Origin of the sequence: Alienimonas californiensis, from assembly GCF_007743815.1 — a bacterium.
Taxonomy (GTDB): domain Bacteria; phylum Planctomycetota; class Planctomycetia; order Planctomycetales; family Planctomycetaceae; genus Alienimonas; species Alienimonas californiensis.
In genome coordinates, this window is record NZ_CP036265.1 from 5,255,594 (window position 1) to 5,277,699 (window position 22,106).

18 protein-coding genes are annotated in these 22,106 nt (G+C 71.7%); 11 read left to right on the forward strand and 7 right to left on the reverse strand.

Features of this window, described 5'->3' with window-relative positions; genetic code table 11:
* The first annotated feature begins 68 nt into the window (after window positions 1–68).
* Window positions 69–650, forward strand: a complete 582-nt coding sequence (locus CA12_RS20900) for an RNA polymerase sigma factor (RefSeq protein ID WP_145361056.1) — start codon at window positions 69–71, stop codon at window positions 648–650.
* Window positions 651–811: 161 nt separating this feature from the next.
* Window positions 812–3,871, forward strand: a complete 3,060-nt coding sequence (locus CA12_RS20905; RefSeq protein ID WP_145361057.1) for a hypothetical protein — start codon at window positions 812–814, stop codon at window positions 3,869–3,871.
* Here the strand turns inward: CA12_RS20905 and CA12_RS20910 are convergent.
* The gene (locus CA12_RS20910; protein WP_145361058.1) at window positions 3,840–5,672 is read right to left on the reverse strand and encodes a hypothetical protein; all 1,833 of its coding nucleotides are present in this window, start codon (window positions 5,670–5,672) and stop codon (window positions 3,840–3,842) included. The genes CA12_RS20905 and CA12_RS20910 overlap by 32 nt on opposite strands.
* Before the next feature lie 115 nt (window positions 5,673–5,787).
* Window positions 5,788–6,573: a ribonuclease PH gene (gene rph / locus CA12_RS20915; RefSeq protein WP_145361059.1), complete on the reverse strand. Its 786-nt coding sequence runs from the start codon at window positions 6,571–6,573 to the stop codon at window positions 5,788–5,790.
* Window positions 6,574–6,752: 179 nt separating this feature from the next.
* Between rph and CA12_RS20920 the strand changes: the two genes are divergently transcribed.
* Window positions 6,753–7,907 carry a peptidylprolyl isomerase gene (locus tag CA12_RS20920; RefSeq protein ID WP_145361060.1) on the forward strand — a complete coding sequence of 385 codons (1,155 nt, stop codon included), beginning with the start codon at window positions 6,753–6,755 and terminating at the stop codon, window positions 7,905–7,907.
* A 24-nt stretch (window positions 7,908–7,931) separates the two neighbouring features.
* Here CA12_RS20920 and CA12_RS20925 read toward each other — a convergent pair whose 3' ends face one another.
* Window positions 7,932–8,468 (reverse strand): GNAT family N-acetyltransferase, encoded by a 537-nt coding sequence (locus tag CA12_RS20925; protein WP_145361061.1) that lies wholly within the window; start codon window positions 8,466–8,468, stop codon window positions 7,932–7,934.
* 63 nt (window positions 8,469–8,531) lie between these two features.
* Window positions 8,532–8,747: a hypothetical protein gene (locus CA12_RS20930; RefSeq protein WP_145361062.1), complete on the reverse strand. Its 216-nt coding sequence runs from the start codon at window positions 8,745–8,747 to the stop codon at window positions 8,532–8,534.
* Window positions 8,748–8,916: 169 nt separating this feature from the next.
* Here CA12_RS20930 and CA12_RS20935 point away from each other — a divergent pair, with 169 nt between their 5' ends.
* On the forward strand, window positions 8,917–10,311 hold the full coding sequence (locus tag CA12_RS20935) for a HEAT repeat domain-containing protein (protein WP_165700904.1): 1,395 nt from the start codon (window positions 8,917–8,919) through the stop codon (window positions 10,309–10,311).
* Between the two features lie 145 nt (window positions 10,312–10,456).
* Here the strand turns inward: CA12_RS20935 and glnA are convergent, their stop codons facing one another.
* A complete protein-coding gene (glnA, locus tag CA12_RS20940; protein WP_145361064.1) occupies window positions 10,457–11,902 on the reverse strand; it encodes a type I glutamate--ammonia ligase in 1,446 nt (481 codons plus the stop codon).
* A gap of 669 nt (window positions 11,903–12,571) precedes the next feature.
* Between glnA and CA12_RS20945 the strand changes: the two genes are divergently transcribed.
* From CA12_RS20945 to moaC, 3 genes are all read left to right on the forward strand, one after another.
* A complete protein-coding gene (locus CA12_RS20945) occupies window positions 12,572–13,144 on the forward strand; it encodes a helix-turn-helix domain-containing protein (protein ID WP_145361065.1) in 573 nt (190 codons plus the stop codon).
* 229 nt (window positions 13,145–13,373) lie between these two features.
* Window positions 13,374–15,293, forward strand: coding sequence for an ArnT family glycosyltransferase (locus CA12_RS20950; protein WP_145361066.1), 1,920 nt, complete (start codon window positions 13,374–13,376; stop codon window positions 15,291–15,293).
* A 132-nt stretch (window positions 15,294–15,425) separates the two neighbouring features.
* A complete protein-coding gene (gene moaC / locus CA12_RS20955) occupies window positions 15,426–15,884 on the forward strand; it encodes a cyclic pyranopterin monophosphate synthase MoaC (protein WP_207622249.1) in 459 nt (152 codons plus the stop codon).
* On the opposite strand, the gene CA12_RS20960 is transcribed toward moaC, so the two are convergent.
* Window positions 15,875–17,176 carry a sialidase family protein gene (locus CA12_RS20960; RefSeq protein ID WP_207622059.1) on the reverse strand — a complete coding sequence of 434 codons (1,302 nt, stop codon included), beginning with the start codon at window positions 17,174–17,176 and terminating at the stop codon, window positions 15,875–15,877. The two genes, moaC and CA12_RS20960, sit on opposite strands and share 10 nt — an antisense overlap.
* A 187-nt stretch (window positions 17,177–17,363) precedes the next feature.
* Here CA12_RS20960 and CA12_RS20965 point away from each other — a divergent pair, with 187 nt between their 5' ends.
* Entirely contained in the window at window positions 17,364–18,401 is a 1,038-nt protein-coding gene (locus tag CA12_RS20965; RefSeq protein WP_242688065.1) for a polyprenyl synthetase family protein, read from the forward strand.
* Between the two features lie 54 nt (window positions 18,402–18,455).
* Here the strand turns inward: CA12_RS20965 and CA12_RS20970 are convergent, their stop codons facing one another.
* Window positions 18,456–19,163, reverse strand: coding sequence for a zinc metallopeptidase (locus CA12_RS20970; protein WP_145361069.1), 708 nt, complete (start codon window positions 19,161–19,163; stop codon window positions 18,456–18,458).
* 187 nt (window positions 19,164–19,350) lie between these two features.
* Between CA12_RS20970 and arfB the strand changes: the two genes are divergently transcribed.
* From arfB to CA12_RS20985, 3 genes are all read left to right on the forward strand, one after another.
* Complete coding sequence (gene arfB / locus CA12_RS20975; protein ID WP_145361070.1) at window positions 19,351–19,788, forward strand: alternative ribosome rescue aminoacyl-tRNA hydrolase ArfB; 438 nt, start codon at window positions 19,351–19,353, stop codon at window positions 19,786–19,788.
* A gap of 122 nt (window positions 19,789–19,910) precedes the next feature.
* Entirely contained in the window at window positions 19,911–20,669 is a 759-nt protein-coding gene (locus tag CA12_RS20980) for an endonuclease III domain-containing protein (protein ID WP_145361071.1), read from the forward strand.
* Between the two features lie 123 nt (window positions 20,670–20,792).
* Window positions 20,793–22,103: an ATPase, T2SS/T4P/T4SS family gene (locus CA12_RS20985; RefSeq protein WP_145361072.1), complete on the forward strand. Its 1,311-nt coding sequence runs from the start codon at window positions 20,793–20,795 to the stop codon at window positions 22,101–22,103.
* Window positions 22,104–22,106 lie beyond the last annotated feature (3 nt).

Here is a 22,106-nt window from a genome sequence, read left to right on the forward strand (position 1 = left end):
CTTCACCTCGTATTTCAAAGCGGCGCCGCCGAGTTCGGGCGGCGTTCCGCAGCAGACCCACCCCGCCGATGGCCCTCACCGACGTCGACCGCGGCCTTTTGACCCGCTGTTTGCGGCAGACGCCCGGGGCGTGGGAAGAGTTCGTCAGCCGGTTCGGCGGCCTGTTGGTGCACGTGGTGCGGCACACCGCCGCGGCCCGCAGCGTGCCGCTGTCCAAGGACGTGGAGGAGGACGTCGTCGCCGACGTGATGCTGGAACTGCTCTCCGACGACTGCGCCGCCCTGCGGCGGTTCGAGGGTCGCAGCAGTCTGGCGAGCTACCTGACGGTCGTCGCCCGCCGCACCGCGGTGCGGGAGTTGTCCGAACGCCGGGCCGCCGCCGCGATGGGACACGTCGAAGGCCACGCCCCGCCGGGGCTGAAGTCCTCTCCCAAAGCGGCCCACCCCCCGGCCGACGGCCGCATCGCCGACAAGGAGCAGGTCGAACGCCTGCTCGCCGCCCTGCCGGACCGCGACGCGGAGATTGTCCGCCGTTACCACCTGCAGGGCGAAAGTTACCGGGAGATCGCCGCCGGGATGAACGTTCCGGAGAACTCCATCGGTCCCGCACTTTCTCGCGCGCGGCAGAAGCTCCGCGACCTCGGACTGTAGAAGGACTGGCGAAGTTCCCGAGGCGCGGCGGGTGCGACCGGACGTTTCGGCGCATCCGCCGTGCCGGAACGGCGCGCCGCTTGCCTCGACAGGGGCTCCGCGGCAGACGGAGGGCTAAGTTTGCCGGCTGCCGCCGTTCGCCCCCCCTTCCCGGCTCCCCCGTGTCGCTCGCTCGCCTCGCCCCGGTAATGGCGCCGGTCCTCCCGGCCACAGTCTTCCCGGCCACGGTCGTCCTGCTGGCGCTGGGGGGACTGTTCGCCCCGACGCCCGCGACGGCCCAGGCCCTCCCAGCCGTCCGTGAGCCGGCGGTCCAGGAGCCGGTCGCCCAGGCACCGGCCGTCCGGGAGCAGGCCGCGCGGACGCCGGGCGTCGCCCCCGCGGAGTCGACGAGCCGCCCGCCGGCCGGCTTCTCGGTGCGCACCCTCGCGGACGAGGAGGGCGAGCATCAATACAGCCTGTTCGTCCCCCGCACGCCCCCGCCGCCGGGCGGCTACCCGATCGTGCTGTTCCTGCACGGGGCCTACGAACGCGGCACCGACGGCGAGCGGCAGACGACCGTGGGCCTCGGCCCGATCGTGCGGGACGATCCGGACTTCCCCGCCGTCGTCGTGTTCCCGCAGGTCGAGGACCCGGACGGCCGCATCCTGCCCGCCTGGAATCCGGACCGACCGGACGGCGCGCGGGCGCTGAAGATCCTCGAACAGGCGGAAGGCCTGCTGCCGATCGACCCGGCCCACCGGGTGCTCGCCGGCTGGAGCATGGGCGGGTACGGCGTGCTGGGGCAGTTGGCGCAGGGCGATCCGCTGCGGTGGTCGGCGGCGGTTTCCGTGGCGAGCGGGCGGTCGATCGAGCTGGACGTCGAAGCCCTCGCCGCCGCCTCCCGCGTCACGCCGCTCTGGGTCGTGGCGGGCTCCTCGGACCGCTTCGTGCCGTTCATCGAGACGCAGGACACGGTCCGCGCGATCCGCGAGTTCGGCGGGCGGGTGCGGTTCACGCAGGTGCGGAACGCCGGCCACGACGTGTGGAAAACCGCGTTCTCCTCGGATCGCTTCCGGGCGATCCTGCAGAACCCCCGGGTCGTCGCCCCGCGGGCGGCGAACGAGGGGCCGGGCGAGGTCGACCAGACCCTCGTTGAGCCGCCGGCAGACCAGCTGCCGGACGTGGACCCGGTCCCGGGCGAGGACGCATTGCCGAGCGAGAACCAGTTGCCGGACGAAGACGAGTTCGATCGCCTGGAGACCGTCGCCGCCCCGCTGGAGAACTTCCAGCCGGAGTTGATCCTGGAACGCGGGGCGTTCGTGCGGGCGGACAACGCCCTGTTGGAGAAGCTCGTGCGGCAGTACGCCCGCTCCCTGCCGGCGGACTCCCTCACCGGAACGATCCCCGATCAGAACATCACCCGGGACGCGCTGGGCCACAAGATCCACGTGTTCTTCAGCGGGATTCGCTACTCCGGGCGGGTGACCGACGCGGCGCTGATCGGGCGGGCGGGCAACTACGTGACCGCCCGGGTGGAGGTGGTGGACGCCAGCGTGACCGTGCAGCGGATCTTCATGCGTGCGCCGCTGGGGCACCGCGGCTTCGCCGGGCCGATCGCCGTGCGGGCCGGCGTGCGGCGGCCGCTGGTGCTGGAGGTCGACATCCGCCCCTCGGTGGTGAACAACGAACTGAAGCTCACGGCGCTGTCCACGCGGTTCGCCCTGCCGCCGGACGACTACTTCGTCTGCGGCCCCGGCTGCGTGGACGAGGACGGGCTGTTCCTGACGGAGCAGAAGCTCGCCAAAACGCTGGTCGAGGGGCTCTACGAGGCCCGCAGCCAGGGGGAGCAGGCCGTCCGCGACGCCGTCCCGGACTTCCTGCAGAACGCCGGCTCGGGCGTTTCGCTGGGGAACCCGGCGGGGCTGACCGGCGACTTGCTGCCGCTCCCGCTGATCGAGCCGTCGATCCAGGTGCAGTTGGCCGGGGTGCAGGCCGACGAGAACGGGCTGAACGCGATTTTCGACCTGGCGATCGGCGCTCCGGAGGACCATCCGCCGCACCCGCCGCGGCGGGAGGACGGCGGCGTGACCTTCGATCTGGCGACCGGCGCCGGCAAGCCGGAGGGCCTGGCCGTGGGCGTCTCCGCCAGCCTGGTCCGCGTGCTCTCCGGACAGTTGGTCGAGGAGGGCGTGCCGCGAATCGACGCCCGCGACGTGCCCGGCAACCCGCTGGCGAGGCTCCACGAGCGCGAGAACCTCATCCGCATCGTCCCCGGCCTGAGCCGCCCCGAGTACGCCGACGACGAACTGCGGGCCCGGCTGACGCTGGTCGGCCCGATGTCCGCGATCGCGCAGGATTCGCGGGAGAACGCCCTGGTGCGGATGGAGTCCGACGCCGTCGAACTCACGATCGATCACCTCCCGGCCAACGGCGACTGGCAGCGGGCGGGCGTGGTGCGGCTCGCGCTGCGGCAGCCGATTCGGGCCGCCGTCCGTAAGAACGGCTCCTACCGCAACTTCCTCGCCCTGGCCGAGGGGGAGGCCGCCCGCATCGCCGCGCTGGACGCCCAGCCGGTGATCGGCGACCGCGTCGACGGCGACCTCGCCGCCACGCTCGTCGGCGAAGGCTGGGACAACTGGCTCGACGACGAAGGCCCCTTCAGCGGCCCGTTGCAGGACTTCGATCTGCCCGGCGCCGCCCTGCGGATCGAGGAGTTGAACTCCCGCGGCCCCGCCACCGGGGCGACAGACGGCCTGGTCATCGCCGAGTTCACCGTGCCCGACACCGCCCTGGAGAACCGCTCCGAACTCACGCTGACCTACCGCGTCCGCGAGGAGCCGAACGGCGCCTGGGGCGGTCCGTTCACCCTCGCCCCCGGCGAGACGCACACCTACAAGGTGCGGGAACCGCTCCGCTTCGAGCAGATCGGCGTGGCTCCCGACGGCGGCGACGGCGCCCGCACGTTGGAAGTCGGCAAGACGTACCAGTTCCACGTCCCGGTCGGGGCGGTGTACCCGACGCTGGACGCCGCCCATGATCTGGCGGAAGAACTCTCCCTCTACCAAAAAGACCCGCGACCGTGGCGCCAGCGCGCCCCGATCGCGGGTCGGGAGGTTCCCACGGTGACGGCGGCGCCTCCGGCGGCCGGCGTTCGGGGGACGGTGCGAACGGTCCGGGGCCCCGTGCAGGGCCCCGCCCTGTCGCGGGGGGTCACTCCGCTTCGGTCTCCAGTCCGAAACTGACCCACAGCCCGCCGTGGGCGTCCGGTTCGAAGTAGCTGGCGGACACGCCGAGGTACTTCTGAATGGCGTCGAACGGCGGCAGGGCGTCGGCGATTTCGTTCATCGCCTCGGCGGTGCTGGGATCGGGCACCTGGCCGGTCAGCTTGCCGGAGCGGAACAGGTCGTAGTAGATCTCGGCCTGTCCCCGCTGATCGGAGAAGGAGAGCATCGAAACCTCCGCCGGCATCTTGGACCGGGCTTCCTCGAAGGCGGACGAATCGGCGAGCGGCTCGTCGGCCGGACCGCGGAGGGCGGTCTCCAGACGGGCCACGTCGGTCGTCAGCAGCAGGGAGTCGCCGCTGACGGCCATCGCGATCGCGGAGCCGTCCGCCGGGTTGCTGCCCTCGTAGAGGGGCGTGCCGCGGAAGTCCCGGCTGGTCAGCAGACCGCCGGAGGCGTCCAGCGCCAGGTCCAGCAGTTCGGAGACCCGGCGGGCGTCGTTCAGGCCGAGCGCGAAGATCACCGGCTGCACCGGGGCCTGGGCCTCCGCCTCGGCGTCGCCGTCGTCGTCAAAGGAGTCGTCGGCGGCGTCGACCTCCAACGCCGCGGCGAGATCCGTCACGGGGTAGCCGACGATTTCGATCCGGCCGGTGAAGGAGTCCACGATGTCCTTCTTGATGTCCACCGGCAGCGCCTCGGACCGCTGGGCGACGACCCGGTCGAACTCGCCGGGGCCGACCATGCTGTCGTAGGTGGTCCGCACGGCGTCGTACGCCGACGCCAGATCCCAGTTGAAGGCGCTGTAGCTGGAGGCGTCCGCCCCGGCCCACGCCGGCGGGGCCAGACGGGCCGGCGGGAACTTGAACACGCCCAGGGCGCGGTCGGTGCGGTCGGCGTACAGCACGACCTTGCCCACGCTGGCGAACTCCTCCGTCCCGAGATCCATGCTGCCGCCGATCGCCTTGAACTCGTCCAGCCCCAGCACGGGCAGGTAGCTGAGGGCCAACTGCACCGGCAGACCGCCCTGCCCGCTGCCGAGCACGGCGCTGCGGACGGAGCCGATCACGTCCGCGTACCACAGCAGGACCGGCGCCCGGTCGTCGGTGCGGGTGCGGTCGGCGATGTAGCTGAACACTTCGTTGTCGGCGAAGGTGCTGTCGTGGGTCCCGTCCCAGCGGACCAGAATCGCCTCTAGGGCCGCCGGATCGCTGGCGACCACCAGGTGGGTGTCCTTGCGGAAGTAGGCGAACTGCTGCGGCTCCGCCGGTTCGGCCTCGGCGTCGAAGTCCTCGGCGAACTCGTCGACTTCCTGTTCCGGAGCGGTCCAGACGATCAGCGGCGTGCCCTCGAAGCTCTCCTCGGCGCTGGTCAGGCCGTTCTCCTCCAGGGCGGTTTCGGCCTGATCGATCAGCTTGAGGATCGTCTCCTCGCTGGTCCCGTAGTCCAGCAGGCCGACGACGGCGACCTCCCGGGGGGCGGTCTGCACGACGGCGAAGGTGACCTCGCCGGTGGGGACCTTCAGCAGTTCGTCCAGCGTGATCCCCAGCCGCTCGCGGAGAGCTTCGCCGCCCTCCTCCAGCTTCTCGCCGACCATCTCCCGCAGTTCGGCCAGCGCCGGGTCGGTGAACAGGCCGGCGGAGCGGGTGGAGTTGAACCGCTCTTTGGCGGCGGTCACGTCCGGCACCGAGACGAAGCCGTAGGTGATCGGCGGCAACCGCTTGGCGGCCGGCACCGGATCGGCCGCCTGGGCGCCGGCAAGTAGCGAGGGCGCCAGCAACGCCGCGGCCGCGGCGCAGGAGGTGAGTAGGGAAGATCGACGCATTGGGAGGTTCTGAAGGGGGACGGGGAGCCGGGCAATCTACGGAGCCTGTCCGCCGGCGCCACCCGATACCCCCCCGCCCCGCCGCAGGTTTCGCCTGCGCCCTCCCGCCGCCCCGTCAGCCCGGAAAGCGCTCGCCCAGTAGTTCGCGCTGCAACGCCGTCAACCCGGCGCAGCCGGCGGCGGCGAGGTCCAGCAGTTCGTCGAGCACCGGCCGCGGGAACGGCTCGCGCTCCGCGGTGCCCTGCACCTCGATGTAGTCGCCCGGCGTGTCGCCCTCCGGCGTGGTCGTCCCGCCGGTCATCACCACGTTCAGATCGACCGCCGCCCGGCTGTCTTCCGCGTAGTCCAAGTCCAACACGCAGCCCTCCGAGGTCACGCCGACGCTGACGGCTGCGATGGAACGCGTCAACACCTGCCCCCCCGGCCGGCCGTTGCCGCGTCCATTCAGACCAGCGCGGTCGAGGCCGAGGCTGGCCACGGCGTCCGCCAGGGCGATGAAGCCGCCGGTGATCGCCAGCGTGCGGGTGCCGCCGTCGGCCTGCATCACGTCGCAGTCGACGGTGATCGTGCGGTTGCCCAGCGCCGCGAAGTCCACCGCGGCCCGCAGGCTGCGGCCGATCAGACGTTGGATCTCCGTGGCCCGGCCGTCGGTCCCCCGCGACTTGCGGCCGGGGGTGCTACCGGGGTGCATGGCGTACTCCGCCGTCACCCAGCCCTTCGACCGGGCCGGGTCCTCCCGGTTCACCCGCCAGGGGGGCACGCCCTCGGTCACGGAGGCGGTGCACAGCAGCACGGTGTCGCCGGCGGCGATCAGCACGCTGCCGGCCGCGGCGCTGGGAAACGGCCGCTGCACGGTCAGTTCGCGCAGCTGGCCGGGTTCGCGGCCGGAGGGACGAGGCACAGCAATCGATCAGTGCGGGGGCGGAAAGGGGGCCGGGGGAGTGTCCGGCGCCCGGCGCCGCGATCGCAACCCGGCCGGCGGCCCGGCTGGCGGACCGGCGGCCGAGGCATGAGGACCGAACCGGACCCGATCGGTACACTCCGCGGCCTCAACCCGTCGTTCCCGCACTGCCCGCCGCCATGCGCGTCCCGCCCCCGCCCCGGTTTCCCTCGCCCTTCCCAGGCGCCGCCCTCGCCGCGCTCGCCTGCGTCGGCCTGCTGTCCGTGGGCTGCATCCGCGACTACGAAGACCCGAACGCCCCCTCGTTCACCGCTGAGGACGAGGCCGACGCCAAGGCCAACCCGGCCCCCGCGGACGACGCCGCGAACCTGGAGCCCTTCCGCGTGGAGTTCGTCACCACGGAAGGCCCGTTCGTCGTCGAGGCCCGGCCGGAATGGGCGCCCCTCGGCGCCGCCCGCTTCAAGACGCTGGTCGAGGAAGGCTACTTTGACGGCGCCGCCTTTTTCCGGGTGATCCCCGGATTCGTGGCCCAGTTCGGCCTCGCCGCCGACCCCGCGGACAGTGCCCGTTGGCAGGGCACGGACATGAAGGACGAACCGGTCCGGGCCAGCAACACGCCCGGCACCCTCAGCTTCGCCAAAAGCGGCCCGAACACCCGCACCACGCAGATGTTCATCAACCTCGGGGACAACTCCGGCAGCCTCGATCCGCAGGGTTTCAGCCCCTTCGCGGAAATCGTCTCCGGCGGCGACGTCCCGGCGAAGTTCCATGCCGAGGAGGTGCAGGATCAAGGCACGATTGAAGCCCGCGGCGCCGCCTACCTGGAGAAGAACTTCCCCGAGTTGGACACCATCACCACCGCCCGGATCGTCCCCCGCTCCGAATGGGCCGCCGACGCCGGCAGCGCCGCGGCTGAGGGAACCGCGGAGGACGCCGGGGCGGACTTCTCCGCCCTCGCCGGCCCGGAGATGGAGGACCCGACGCCGGGCAACGAGCCTGCCCCCGAGCCGCAGTTGGCGAACGAAGCCCCCGAGGAGGCGATGACCGAGGAGTCCTCGGAGCAGGCCCCCGAAGCGCCGGCCGACGCCCCCGCCGGCGAGGAGTCCGCCGCGGAGGGTTCGTCCGACGAACCGGCGATGGCCGACCCGCCGACGCCGGAACCGCAGCCGGATACCCCTCCGACCCCGGACCCGACCCCCGAACCCGGCACCCCGCCCGAGCCGCAGCCGGACCCGGCGCCGAATCCGAACCCCAGCCCCGATCCCGCGCCGGAACCCGAACCGCAGCCGGACCCCACGCCGGAGCCGGAAGAGTCGGAGGAACCGTCCGCCTGACGGCGGACGCGGGGCGTTCCCGCCTCAGCCCTCGACGGGGCGGGCGGGGACGTCGCGGGTTTGCAGGAACAGCGCCTTCTTCTCGCCGGGCAGGGTGAAGTCGAACCCGCAGCCAGTGAAGAACGATTCGCTGCTGGTCACGGCCATGACCTCCAGCACGTTCCGCTGGCGGGCGAGGGCCACGCAGCGGGCGACCAGCGCCCTGCCCACGCCCTTGCCGCGGTAGGCGTCCGAGACCGCGAGGCTGCGGACTTCCGCCAGCTTGGGCGAGTAGATCTCCAGCGCCGCAAAGCCCACCACCCGCCCGTCGGCGGGTTCCGGGGCGCCGTCCCCCGCCGCAGCGGCGTCCGGGTCGACCGCGACGAAGCCGGTCGGCACGAGTTCCTCCAACTCGTCCATCGTCCGCTCCAGCAGACGGCCGGTGGCGACGAACGGGCGGATAAACGCGTGCACGGCCGGCACGTCGCTCTGGACGGCCGGCCGCACCAGCGTCGGCGAACTCGGGGCGGCGACGGAACCGACGGCGGGAGCGGCGTCGGCGGACGGGGGAGAAACGGCCATGGCGGAGTCTACCGCCACGGCGTCGTTTCGTTCAGCCCGGAGGCCGTTCCGCCGGGTCGCCGTTCAGCCGGGGGGCCGGCGATCGGTCGAGGCGACGCGCACCGCCCCGGGGGCGGACGAGCGAGCCGCCACCACCGACGCCGCCGCCCGTCCGACCGTCGCCCGGGTCCGCACGATCAACCGCTGCCCCGCCCCCAGGCCATACGTTTTCGGACAGTACTGCCCCACGGACGCCGGATAGGGGGCGTGACCGGGTCGGGACAGATCGAGGGGGGGCATGGCAGGGCGTTCGGATCGAGGAGGAGAGGCGGGACGAACCCTTCGGTCGGCACGGCGACCGCCTCGCATGCATCGACCGTTTCCGTGCGACCGTTTGCCGCGATCATCGCCGGTCGGCACAGTCCTCGCCGACGGTCGTTCCCCTTCCCTCGCCCCAACCGCCGCCCGCATGTTCGGTCTGTTCGCCCCCCGCCCGCCCCTCGAAACGCTGGAGCAGGCGTGGATTGAACGACGGCTGGGCGACGTCGCCCGCCAGTTCGGCCCGGAGCGGCTGGGGCTGGGCGACGCCCCTGCCGAGGGCCAACTGAAACCGTCCGAGGCGATGGGCGGGACCCGCTCGACCGAGGACGTCGACCGCCTGTTCGCCCGCCTCGTGGACCGGCTGGGCCCGGCGCCGGTCACGCCGACGCTCGCCTGGTACGACGGCGACGCCCATCTCTCGACGGACAAGAACGCGATCCCCGTTCCCCGCAGTGCCATCGCCGATCCGCCGACGCTCGGGGCGGCGCTGGTCCGGGGAGCCTGCCGCCGCATGCACTTCGGCGAGGGCGAGGCGGATCTGCGGGCGGTGGACCTCGTGGCGACCGCGCTGGGGTGCGGGCTGTTCCTGTGCCTCGCCGACGCTCCAGAGGCCGCGGCCCCGGGCGACCGCGGGCTGACCAGCCGGGAGATCGGCTACGCCCTCGCCCTGCTCTGGCACGTCCGGCAGGAGGCGGGCGGAGCGTCCAGCGATCCGCCCTGGCTGGGCGAACTCCGCGGCGACGCCGCCGCGGCCGTCACCGGGGGGCTGAAGTACCTCCGCAAGGCCGGCGACGCCCGCTTCACCGCCGCCTCGCTCCGCGACTCCTCACCGCCGACGGAGGCCGCGGTGCGGAAGGAACTGCACCACAAACGCCCGGCCCGCCGTTTGGCCGCCGTGTGGGACGCTGCGCAACTCCCAGATCGGGAGTCACGGACTCCCGGCGTGGAGTCCGCGACTCTTCTAGGACTCCTGGAGACGCTCCACGACCGCGAACCGGCGGTGCGGGCGGCTTCGGCGGAGGCGCTCGGCCGGCTCTGCCCGAACGCTGCCGCCGACCGCGAGACCTGGGACCGCGTGCTGCTGGGGCTGATCGGGGCGACGGAGGACACGCTCGCGGCGGTGCGGGCGGCGGCGCTGCGGGGGTTGGCGGCGGCGCCGGATCTCGGCGAGGCGGAAGCCGCCCGGGAGGAGTTGGACCGGGTGGTTCTCGCCGGCCTCGCGGCCCGCACGCCGGCGGTGCGGTCCGCGGCGGCGGCGGTCGCCACGCGGTTGCCGCCCGTGCCGGCGGAAGCCGGCGGGCTGAGGGAAGAACCGTTCGCCCCCGCCGTGCTCAAGGCGCTGGTCGGGGCGCTGGTGCGGTGCGACGACGCCGAGGCCGCCGGGCACGTCGCCACGCTGCGGGCGCTGCACCCGGACCCGGCGGCGCTCGCCGAGGAGCGGGTGGACGACGACGAACTGCTGTCCCGCGTGCTGGACGCCCTCGGCGACGCCCCGCTGGCGGCTCCCGAGCCGGAACCGGAGCCGGTCGGGGCCGCGGAGTAGGCGCCGGAACCTCGCCGTACCGAGGCCCGCACGGCGCGGGGCGATCGCTTGCGGCTTCGCGGGGCCCCGGACTTCCTGCCCCCCGCGAAACCGCAAGCGGGGGACCGGGCTGCAATCTCGGCCCGTCCGCCCTCAGACGACGTGCTCACACGTCGTAGTAGAGGGCGAACTCGTGCGGGTGGGGGCGGCGGCGGACGGCGAGGACCTCGTGCTCCGTCTTCACCCGGATCCAGGTGTCGATCACGTCCTCGGTGAACACGTCGCCCCGCAGCAGGAACTCGTGGTCCTTCCGCAGGGCGGCGAGGGCCTCGGCGAGGGTTGCCGGGACGGGGGGCACGTCCCGCACCTCCTCGCTGCCCAGATCGTAGAGGTCCTTGTCCAGCGGCGGGCCGGGGTCGATGCGGTTCTGGACGCCGTCGAGTGCCGCCATCAGCAGCGCCGCACAGGCGAGGTGGGCGTTGCAGCTGGGGTCGGGGACGCGGAACTCAAACCGCTTGTCCTCCGGCCGCTGGGCGTTCACCGGGATACGGACCGCCGCGGAGCGGTTGCGGTAGGAGTAGGTGAGGTTCACCGGCGCCTCGAAGCCGGGAACGAGCCGCTTATAGCTGTTGGTCGTCGGGCAGCAGAACGCGAACAGGGCCGGGGCGTGGGCCAGGATGCCGCCCAGCGCGTGCAGGGCGATGTCGGAGAGCCCGCCGTAGTTCCCGCCGGCGAACAGCGGGGCGCCGTCCTTCCATAAGCTGAGATGAAGGTGCAGTCCGTTGCCGGCGTCGTCGTAGAGCGGCTTGGGCATGAAGGTGGCCGTCTTGCCGCGGCGGGCGGCGACGTTCTTCACCACGTATTTGTAGCGCAGCAGGTTGTCGGCGGTCTTCAGCAGCGGGGCGAATCGCATGTCGACCTCGCACTGGCCGGCGGTGGCGATCTCGTGGTGATGCCCCTCCGCGGCAATGCCCACCTCCTCCAAAACCCGCATGATCTCTCCGCGGAGATCCTGCAGCGTGTCGGTCGGGGGCGTGGGGAAGTAGCCCTCCCCCTGCCGGACCTGGTAACCGCTGTTGGAGACGCCCCCGGAGCCCACGCCGGTGCCGCTCGGCCCCACGCCGCGGCGGCCGCGGGTCCACTGCCCCTCGGCGCTGTCCAGGTGGTAGAACGATTCGTGCGTGTTGGAATCGAACGCCACGGAGTCGAACACGAAAAACTCCGCCTCCGGCCCGATCAGCGCTTCGTCCGCGATGCCGAGGCTCCGCATGTAGCGCTCGGCGTTGCGCGCGATGTTGCGGGGGTCCTTGGGGTAGTCCTCGCCGGTGACGGGGTCGCGAACGGTGCAGGTCAGCGCCAGCGTGCGCTCCATGAAGGGGTCGACCATCGCGGTGTCCGCCTGCGGGACGACCAGCAGGTCGGACTCGTTGACGGCCTGCCAGCCCCGCATGCCGGAGCCGTCGAAACCGAACCCCTCCTCGAAGCTGGCTTCCGTCAGCCGCGAGAGCGGCCGCGTGAAGTGCTTCTGCGTGCCGGGGAAGTCCATGAAGCGCAGATCGACCGCGTTGAGGTCGCGTTCACGGCAGAGGGCGAGAACTTCGCGGGGGGTCATCGACGGCGGGCTCGGTACGGTAAAGACGTGCGGCGCGAACGTGGCGAACGTGCGGGAGCGGGGCGGAAACGACGGGCGAGCGGGCCGTGTCGGCCGGAGTGTAGCCGGTCGGCCGGACGCTCCGCCCGTCGGGGAGCGGCGCCGGCCGCCGGGTTGGGGGAATCCAGCCGATTTCGCCCCGAATCGGGAGAATCGCTCCGATCCTGACGACGGCAGCGTCCGGGGGGCGGGGCAGTTCGCACGCGACGCCGACGGTTCGCGCCCGCGGACATCGGGGTCGTCCCGAGCGGGCGTAACTCCGCTAGCGAAATAGGGTTCCGACGGGTCGTGTGGGTCGGTCCTGCTCAAGGCGACGCGGCGATGGTGACGAAGTTTCCCCCCGGACGGCCTGCCGCTGCGGTGCCCGCCAGACCGCTTCTCTCCGCTGTGGGGACGAGGCGGGATGTTCGGGCCAACGGCGGATTCGCGGTCGTTCCCGTCGTCCGGCTGGTTCGACCCGCCGGCCGGACGTCCCCCATTTTGACCCGTTGACGACCCTCGGGCCGCCCTACCTCCCCCCGACCCGACCGCTCACCCGGCCCCCGTTTTACGGGGGCCGGGCGGACGGCGGGGGGAACCGGGGGCATGACGCCCCCGACGGTCGGCCCAAAAACTCAGGAGAGCCCGCACATGAGAACGATTTTCACGACCGGGCAGGTCGCCAAGATCTGTAAGGTCGCCCCCCGTACCGTTAGCAAGTGGTTCGACTCCGGTCGGCTGCGCGGCTATCGCATTCCGGGGTCGCAAGACCGCCGTATCCCCCGCGAGCATCTCATCCGGTTCCTCAAGGAACACGGGATGCCCCTCGGGGAGTTGGAAGACGAGGCGATGGGCAAGTTGCTCGTCGTCGGGACCGGGGGCGAAGTGCTCGCCGGATTGACCGAGATGCTCGGCGAGAACGAGTTCAAGCTCGAGACCGCCGCTAGCGGCTTTGAGGCGGGCATCCAGGCGGAATCCCTGCACCCGGACGGCGTCGTCATCGACTTCGTCATGGGCCGCAGCGAAGCGCTGATGATCGCCGCCAACCTGCGGAAGAACGCCCAGTACAGCGACACCGTGCTGGTGGGCCTGATCTCCGACGAAGACAGCGCCAGCGGTTTCGACCGCACGCTCTTCAACGAGACCTTCCGCAAACCGTTCGACACCGCCCTTTTGGCCGAACGGATCAAGACCCTCGTCAGCCGCAAAAAGCAGCTGGCGTAGTCGCCCCGTCGCCGGTTCGCCGCCGGTCCCCGGCCGGCGCCCCGTTCCCGCCGCCGCGTCCCCGGCCCGCATCCCGGGCCGGCTCTCCCCCCAAGCGGGGCCGGGCCGATACGGCGGCGCCGAGCGGGGAGAACCGGCGACCCCGCGTGAAATCCCCGCCCCCCAAGCGATCGTTCCGATCATTTTGGGGGGCGGGGGTTTTTCATGCGCCCCGGCTAAACTCGGCCGGGTGAGTCCTTCCCCCGTCGATTCGCCCGCCACCGAACCCTCCCGGTCCGCCCGACTCCGGCGTTGGGCGCCGCCGGTCGCCGCCGCGGCGATCGCGTTCGTCGCCGTGCTCTGTCAGCTCGATCCCGGCGGGGCCGATCCCGGCATGCCGCAGGGGCCGGGGCTCACGGTCGACGAAGGCTTCTACACGCAGCAGGGCGTCTACCTCGCCGCGGCACGGCATTTCGGGCTGGCGCTGCTGGACCCGCGGACGCTCGGCGAAATCTTCGACACCGACGCCGGCTACATGGCGGACCACCCGCCGCTGGCGAAGCTCTGGCTGGGACTGTGGCACGACCTCGCCTGGTGGGCTCACGCTCCCGAAAGCCCCGGCGGCTTCTTCAGCGTGGCCCGGGCTCGGGTCGGCAGCGCTGCGGCGTTCGCGCTGACCGTGGGGCTACTGGTGCTCTGCGGAACCCGCTGGTACGGCCTGCCGACTGGGTTGGCGGCCGGGGCGAGCCTGATCCTCATGCCGCGGGTGTTCGGACACGCGCACATCGCCTCGCTGGAGACGGTCACGAACCTCTTCTTCACCGCCTGCCTGTGCGGCGTGGCGGCGTGGTGGAACCCTCGCGTCACGACGTTCAAACGGCCGGCCCTGTGCGGGCTGCTGTTCGGCCTCGCCCTGCTCTGCAAGATTCAGGGGGCGCTGCTCGGCCCAACGGTCGCTGTCTGGGCGCTCTACCACGCTTGGCGGGAGCACGGCTGGAAGGAAGGGTGGCGGGCGATCGGCCCTGTCGCGGTCTTCGGGGGCGTGGGACTGTGCGTCTTCTTCGTCGGCTGGCCCTATCTCTGGCTCAACCCGAGCGAGCATGGGGCGGCGTTCCTCGGCACGATCACCGACCGCCTGCCGATTCGGAACTACTACCTCGGCCAGGTCTGGAACGGTGAGGAGTTCGATCCGACTCCTTGGCACTACCCGCTGGTGATGACCCTCGCCACGGTCCCGGTCGGGATCACGGCGTTGGCTCTGTATGGGGCTTGGCGGGGAGGCATCTGGGGAGGAGTGAGGGGTGAGGAGGGAGGAGTAAGGCGTGAAAAATTGGGAACCGCAGGCTCGTCCCCCCTCCCCCCTCCCTCCTCACCCCTCACCCTGTTCACCGCCGCGGTCCTCGTCCCGCTGGCCCTCGTCAGCACCCGCGGGGAGAGCCTGTACGACGGCGTGCGACTCTGGCTGGTGATCTTCCCCCCGCTGGCGCTGTTGGCCGGTCGGGGGGCCGGGTTGTTGTTCGAACGCCTGAAGGATTGGCGGCCGAAGCTCGCGGTGCCGGCGGTGGTGGGGTTGCTGGCGGTTCAGGGGGTCAACGTGGTCTGGATGAGCCCGGTCTGGCTGAGTTCCTACTCGGCAGTCGTCGGCGGGCTGTGGGGGGCGGACCGACTGGGGTTTGAGCGGAACTACTGGGGGGACGCGGTCACGCGGGACTTGCTGAACGCGGCGGACCGGCAGGCTCACACGAACGCCCCGTTCTTCGTCGCTCCGGCGCTGCACCAGTTCGCGGACGACGACCGGGCGGCCGCCTCGCCGGCGGTGCGGCGGCGGAATGACACGTGGGAGATGCTGTCGCCGCTCGAACAGGCCGACGGCTTAGGTGGCGACTCGCCTTCCGGGCTCGCCTTCGGCTTCCATGAACTCGACGTCTTCGGCACGATCCGATTCGCCCGCCGAGCCTACTGGCAAGCGATCGCGGAGCCATACACTCCGCCTTACGAGACCTTGCTAATCGACCGCCCCGCCCGGTTCCTCCCGGGCCGTCTGGTGATGCGGCGACAGGGCGTCGTGCTCGCCGTCGCCCCAGTCGATGCGGAAGTTCCCAGACCGACCGAGGCGGAGTGGGGGGCGATGAGGCTCAGAGCCGCGGCCACCGGAGCTCCGCCGCCCTGACGATCGCGATCCTCCTCCGTTCCCTCCCACAAGAACACACGGCGGGCTGACGCCCCCCGCTCGCCTTCGTCCTTCAACCTTCAACCTGCCCCCGTGTCCCTCACTCACTTCGACGAGACCGGCGCCGCCCGGATGGTGGACGTCGCCGCCAAGCCGGTGACCCAACGCACCGCCGTCGCGGAGGCGACCGTCCGCTGCCAGCCGGCCACGCTGGACCTGATTCTCGCCGGTGACGGCAAGAAGGGGGACGTGCGGCAGGTCGCCCGGATCGCCGGGATTCAGGCGGCGAAGAACACTGGGTCGCTCATCCCCCTCTGCCATCCGCTGCCGTTGGACGGGGTGACGGTGGACTTCACCTCCCAACCGCCGGACCGGCTGACCGTCACCGCGGCCGTGACCTGCACCGGGCGGACGGGGGTGGAGATGGAGGCCCTCTGCGCCGCCTCCGTCGCGGCCCTGACGGTTTACGACATGGTCAAGGCCGTCGACCGCGGGATGACGATCGAGGCCGTCCGCCTGCTCCGCAAAACCGGCGGACGCAGCGGCGACTGGCGACGCCCGGCGGACGGGGGCGCCGCGGATCAGTCCTGACCCGGGGCCTTGGCCTTCAGGCCGAGCGGACGGCTGATGAGCAGCTTCAACCGGGAGTCCGGATCGACGAGTTTCCCGGCCAGTACGTCCTCCTCCGTGAAGCGGGCCAGCAGGATCTCGCCGAGGGCGGAGCGTTCCCGGTCGTACGAGATGAAAATCGTGCCGTCCGCGGCCTGAAAGCCGTCGGGGTAGCTGACGCCCTTCCGCTCGTCGAGGACCAGCCCGCCCTCCCAGGTCGCGCCGTCGTCGGCGGAGAGCCAGGCGCTCAGTTGGACGCGGCCGGCGTGGGCGTCAATCCGGTCGCCGTGCTTGATCAACAGCAGACGGCCGGACTGGAGCCGCCGGATGTGGAACCGGGCGACGGGGTGACGAATCGCGGACGCCGTCGGCTCGGACCAGGTTTCGCCGCCGTCGGTCGAGCGGCTCTCCATGATCCCCTTCGAGGTGCGGGCGAGCATCCAGAGCGACTCGTCATTCCGCTCGACGACCATGTGCTCATGCCAATCGGGGTTGGGGAAGACGGCATTCCCGCGGCGCTCCCAGGTGCGGCCCTCGTCGGCGGAGACGAACACGTTCGCCCCCCGGTGCGGGTCCAGTTCGGGGAAGCAGCCGCGGAACGGCCCGAACCCGCCGCGCTGGTCCAGGGAGACCGGCAGCATCCACTGCCCGTCGGCGAGCACGGTGGGCTTGTTCAGCGTGACCCCGTGCCAGATCCGCCGCGGCGGGGACCACTGCGGGGCGTCGCCGTCGGGGTTGTCGCAGACCGTCGCCCAGACGCCGGCCCGGCCGTCGAACATGTCCATCGACTGATCGAAGAACAGCCACAGCCGGCCGGTCGGGTCGGTCCAGAGGTTGCCGACGAGAATGCTGCGGTCGCGGGGCAGGTTCTCGGAGTGGGAGTCCAGCACCAGCCGCGGCTTGGACCACGTCTCCCCCCGGTCGTCGCTGGTGGCGAGGACGAAATACGCCTCCGGGCTGTCCCCGCCGGCGACCCAGCAGGCCCAGAGGCGGCCCTTCGGGGTGCCGGCGACGCCGATCGTCATGCCGTAGTCGAGCCGGTCGTAGTCGTACTCCGGCAGCGGCGACGTGTTCAGCGTCGGCGGGACAAGGGCCAGGTCGGCGACCTTCTCCATCACTTCCAGTTCGAACGCCCGGACCTCGGCGTCGGTCGCGCCGGCCAGACGCCGTTCGGTCGCCACGGCGTCTTGCGCGGGCAGCGCCGCCGGCAGGACGCTCGTCGTCAGGAGCAGGAGGGCCAGTCGCCTGAGGGCCGCGGCGCGAGGGACGTGCATAATCGGTCGAATTGGGCGAGAGAGCGAAGTCGGAGAGGCGACGGGGGGCGAAGCTTGGTGCCCCCGCCCCGCCCCCGCAAACGCCGTCGGACCGGGCCGTCCGTCCGATCCGACCTGTCGCCTCCGGTTTGTGGCGCCCGGCCCGGCGACTGGGTGAATCGCGGACGCCGCCGCCGGTTGCCCCCCCATGACCGCCGCGACCGCCCCGCCCCCCGCCATGACCAGCGTCCGCGGAGGGGGGACGGGCGCCTCGGAAGCGGACCTGCTCGCCGAAGTCGTCGGCCTCGTCGGCAAGGACCTCGCCGCCTGCGAACGGCTGTACGCGGAAGAACTGGCAAGCTCACACCCCGCCGTCCGCGACGTGCGGGACCATGTGGCGAAGTACCGCGGCAAGCGGTTGCGGCCGATCCTCACCCTGCTGGCCGGCGCCGCCTGCGGGGGGGTGAACGCGAAGCATCACACGCTGGCGGCGGTCGTGGAGATGGTCCACGCCGCCACGCTGGTGCACGACGACGTGCTGGACGGGGCGGACGTCCGCCGGCATGTCGCCACGGTGCATTCCCGCTGGAACCCCCGCACGGCGGTGCTGTTCGGGGACTTCCTGTTCACGCACGCCTTTCACCTCGCCGCGACCGTCGACGCCGCCGCCTGCCGGGCGATCGGCGCCGCCACCAACGCCGTCTGCGAGGGCGAACTGACCCAGATCCACGAACGCGGCAACGTCGACCTGACGGAGGCCGAGTACTTCCGCATCGTCGCCGGCAAAACCGCGGCCCTGACGGCAGTGAGCGCCGAACTGGGCGCCGTGCACGCCGGAGCCGACGCGGCGACGGCCGCCGCCCTCCGGGGTTACGGCGAAGACCTCGGCGTCGCCTTTCAGATCGCCGACGACCTGCTCGATCTCGTCGGGGAGGAGGGCTGCGTGGGCAAGACGCTCGGTTCGGACCTCGTCGAAAAGAAGCTCACCCTGCCGATCATCCGCCTGCGGGACCGACTGCCGCACGGCAAGGTCCAGGAACTCAAGGCGCTGCTGGCCGATCCGACCGCCGACGCCCGCGATCGTCTCCTGCCGTTACTGAAGCAAACCGGGGCGTTGGAAAGCGCCGCGGCGACGGCCCGCGAACGGGCCGCCGCCGCGATCGCCCGGTTGGACGTCCTGCCGGATTCCCCGGCAAAGGGCCTGCTGGAACGCCTCGCCCGGTTCAGCGTGCGGCGGGGGTCCTAACCCCGCCGCCCTGCTCCGCCCGCCCCGGTTCGCCGTCGCCGACAGGCGGCGCGGCTACCGCTGGTTGTTCATGCGGCTGTAGACGAGAATGTAGTACAGCATCGTCGCGGCGGTGCTGAGGGTGGCGGCGACGTAGGTCCACGCGGCGGCGTTCAGGCACTTGTTGACCCAGCGGCCGCCCTCGGCGTCCACGATGCCCAGTTCCGTCACCAGCCGCTTGGCCCGGTTGCTGGCGTCGAACTCGACCGGCAGGTTGATTACCTGAAAGGCAAGAATCGCCCCGTACCCCAGGATGCCCAGCAGAATCAGCGGTTGGGCGAAGCTGTACGCCCCGATCCACATCGCCAGGAACCCGCCCAGGACGGCGATACTGGCGATCTTGCCGCCGGCGGTCGCGGCGGGCACGGCCATCGCCCGCAGGGCCATCGGGCCGTAGTTGGTGGCGTCCTGCAACGCGTGCCCGGCCTCGTGAGCGGCGATGCCAACCGCGGCGGCGCTGCGGCGGCCGTAGATCTCCGGCGAGAGCCGCAGCGTCTTGTCGCGGGGATCGTAGTGGTCGGACAACTCGCCCTCCACCGGCTCGATGCGGACGTGCTGCAAGCCGGCCCGGTCGAGGATCAGCCGGGCTGCGGCGGCGCCGGTCATGTTCGCCCCCACGCGGCCGCCGGCGGCAACGTTGCTCTTCACCCGCCACTGGGCCCACAGCATCAGGGCCAACGGCGGGAGGGCGAGAAGGAAGTAGACGGGGTCGAAGTGGATCATCGGGGTTCGCGATAGGACTTGGATACGGCAGGGGGATTCGTCCCGGCCGACAGCTTCTTACGCCGTTCGCGGTCCGATCGCGGGGAGAATCGTCCTGTTCTCCGAATCGGGGCCGGTACGATGCCGCCGCTCCCCGTGTCTCAGGGGGCTGACGCCCCCCGCTCGCCTCGCCCTCGCCTCGCCCGTTATGTCGCTGCCGTCGCATCTGACCGTCACGCAGACGCTGCGGGTGCCGACGGACGAGTTCACGCTCACCTACGCCCGCAGCAGCGGGCCGGGCGGGCAGAACGTCAACAAGGTGGAGACCAAAGCGGTCCTGCGGTGGCCGGTGGTCAACAGCCCCAGCCTGCCGGAGGGCGTGAAGGAGCGGTTCTGCCAGCAGTACCGCACCCGCATCAACAACGACGGCGAGTTGGTGATGAACTGCGACGAATACCGCGACCAGCCCAGCAACCGGGAGGCGGTGCTGGAACGCCTGCGGGACATGCTCTCCAACGTCGCCCGGCCGCCGAAGACCCGCCGGAAGACCAAGCCCACGAAGGGCTCCCAGCGTCGTCGACTGGCGGCGAAGAAGGAGCGGTCCGAGAAGAAACAGCGGCGTCGCACCCCCGGCCGCGACGCCTGACGGGCGGCTCCCCCCGGGCTCCCCCCGCCGTTCCCCCAGCGGGAGGCGCCGCTCGCGTCTGATGCGAAGCCCCTCCGCGGTGGGGGATGGTGGCGCGTCCGCTCCCGCCCCGGTCGCCGCTCATGCCTGTCGTCCCCGCTGCCGCCGTGCAGGCCGAGAAGTCGGCGCTGGCGCTGGAGATCCACCGCCGGCTGTGCAAGGAGTACGGCTGCCCGGTGCCCTACTTTCACAGCCTCTCGCCGATGGCGGAGCTGGTCAGTTCGTTCCTGTCGCACCGCACCCGCAATGCGGACAGCGGCCGGGCGTTCAAGCAGCTGCGAAAGCGGTTCTCCACCTGGGAACAGGTCCGCGACGCCCCGACGGAGCAGGTCGAAGAGGAACTCGCCCCCTGCACCTGGCCGGAGCAGAAGGCCCCGCGGCTCCAGGAGATCCTGCGTCGCATCGCCGAGGCCCGCGGGCACGTCGACGACGACGCGCTCGACTTCCTCGCCGACCTGCCGGTCCCCGAGGCCCGGGCGTGGCTGGAAGAGCTGTCGGGCGTCGGCCCGAAGACCAGCGCCGCGGTTCTCAGTTTCTCCCGGCTGCGGCGGCCGGCGCTGCCGGTGGACAGCCACCATCACCGCGTCGCCCAGCGGGTGGGGCTGATTCCGAAGTCGCTTGCCGTCGGCCCCTCCCACGCCCGACTCGAAGCCCTGCTGCCGGACGACTGGGACGGCCAGCAGGTCTACGACCACCACGAACTGCTGATGTTCCTCGGCCAGCGGGTCTGCCAGTACCGGGCGCCGAAGTGTCCCCGCTGCCCGTTGCTGGACCTGTGTCCGACCGGGCAGGCGCGGGTCGGCGCCAGCGCCGCCCCCGCCCAACCGGCGAAGCCGCGGTAACCCCCGGCGAAGCGGCGCCGAGCGGCGCCCCGTCCCCCCGGACCCATTGGCAATCGACGCCCTGCCGGGGATGATGGGAGACCGCGACCGGCGATCCGCCGGCCCACAGACCGGAGACGCACCATGTTCGGCCGCCGCAACGCTCCACAGCCTGCCGAAGACGACGAGGAACAGGAACCCGAGTTCGACCTCGTCACCTTCCGCGGCCCGCTCTCCGGCGATCCGGTGGACATGAGCGCGCACGCCTCCGTGGCCCGCGTCGGCCTCGGCCCCGCCCGGGAGATGATCTCCGACGCCCTCTCCCGCCGCGGCGAGATGGTCCGTCTGGACACCCGCGGCCCCGCCGCGGCGGTTCGCACCTACATCGACGGCGTCGCCTACCCCGGCGGCCGCATGCCGGCCCGTCAGGCGGCGGCCATCACCCAGGTGCTCAAGCTGCTGGCCGGGTTGGACGTGAAGGTTCGCGACCAACCTCAGTCCGGCGGCATCAAGGCGGATCTGGACGGCGTGAAATACGTCCTCCGCATCGACACCGAACCCGCCGGCCAGACCGAACGGCTGACCGTCCGGGCCGAAAACCAGAACGAGAAGCTCGAGAAGCCGGAGGAACTCGGTTTCCCGCCGGACCTCAAGGAGCTGATCCGCGAGATGGCGGGCGGCGCCAAGGGCGGGCTGTTCATCGTCGGCCCGCCGCTCTCCGGCGTGACGACCACCACGTTCGGCGTGCTCCGCAGCGTGGACAGCTACGTATACAACATCTATGCGATCGGCGACCTCGGCGGGCGGGACCTGCACACGCTCACTGACTTCACCCCCAATAAGGGCGAGTCGCTGGACGACGCGATCGTCCGCGTGATCCGGGCGGAGGCGGACGTGATCTACCTCAACCGCATCAAGACGCAGGAGGAGGCCCAGCGCGCCGTGAAGTTCGGCGAGGACCTCTCCATCATCGCCGAGTTGGCGGCGAAGGACCTCGTGTCCGGCATCGGGCAGTTGTGCAAGTGGTCCGGCGACCCGTCGCTGATCGCCGATCGGGTCAACGGCCTGATCCAGCCGCGGCTGATCCGCAAGCTGTGCGGCAAGTGCAAGCAGGCGTTCCGCCCCAACCCCAAGCTGGTGGCGAAGGTCAATCTGCCGCCCGAGACCGACGTGCTCTACCGCCCGCCCGGCCGAGAGGTGATGGAGGCGGAGGACTACGAACCTTGCCGGCGCTGCGGCGGCGTGGGCTACCTCGGCCGCACCGGCATCTTCGCCGTCCTGCGGATGACCGACGGGGTCAAGGAGATCCTCCGCACCAAGCCCAGCGGATCGGCCCTCAAGCAGCAGATCCGGGCCGACGGCATGCCCTCCTTCGAGAGCGAAGGTCTGCGGCTGGTCGCCGAGGGCGTCACCAGCCTGGAAGAGTTGCAGCGGGTCTTCCAGGAAGCCGCCTGAACG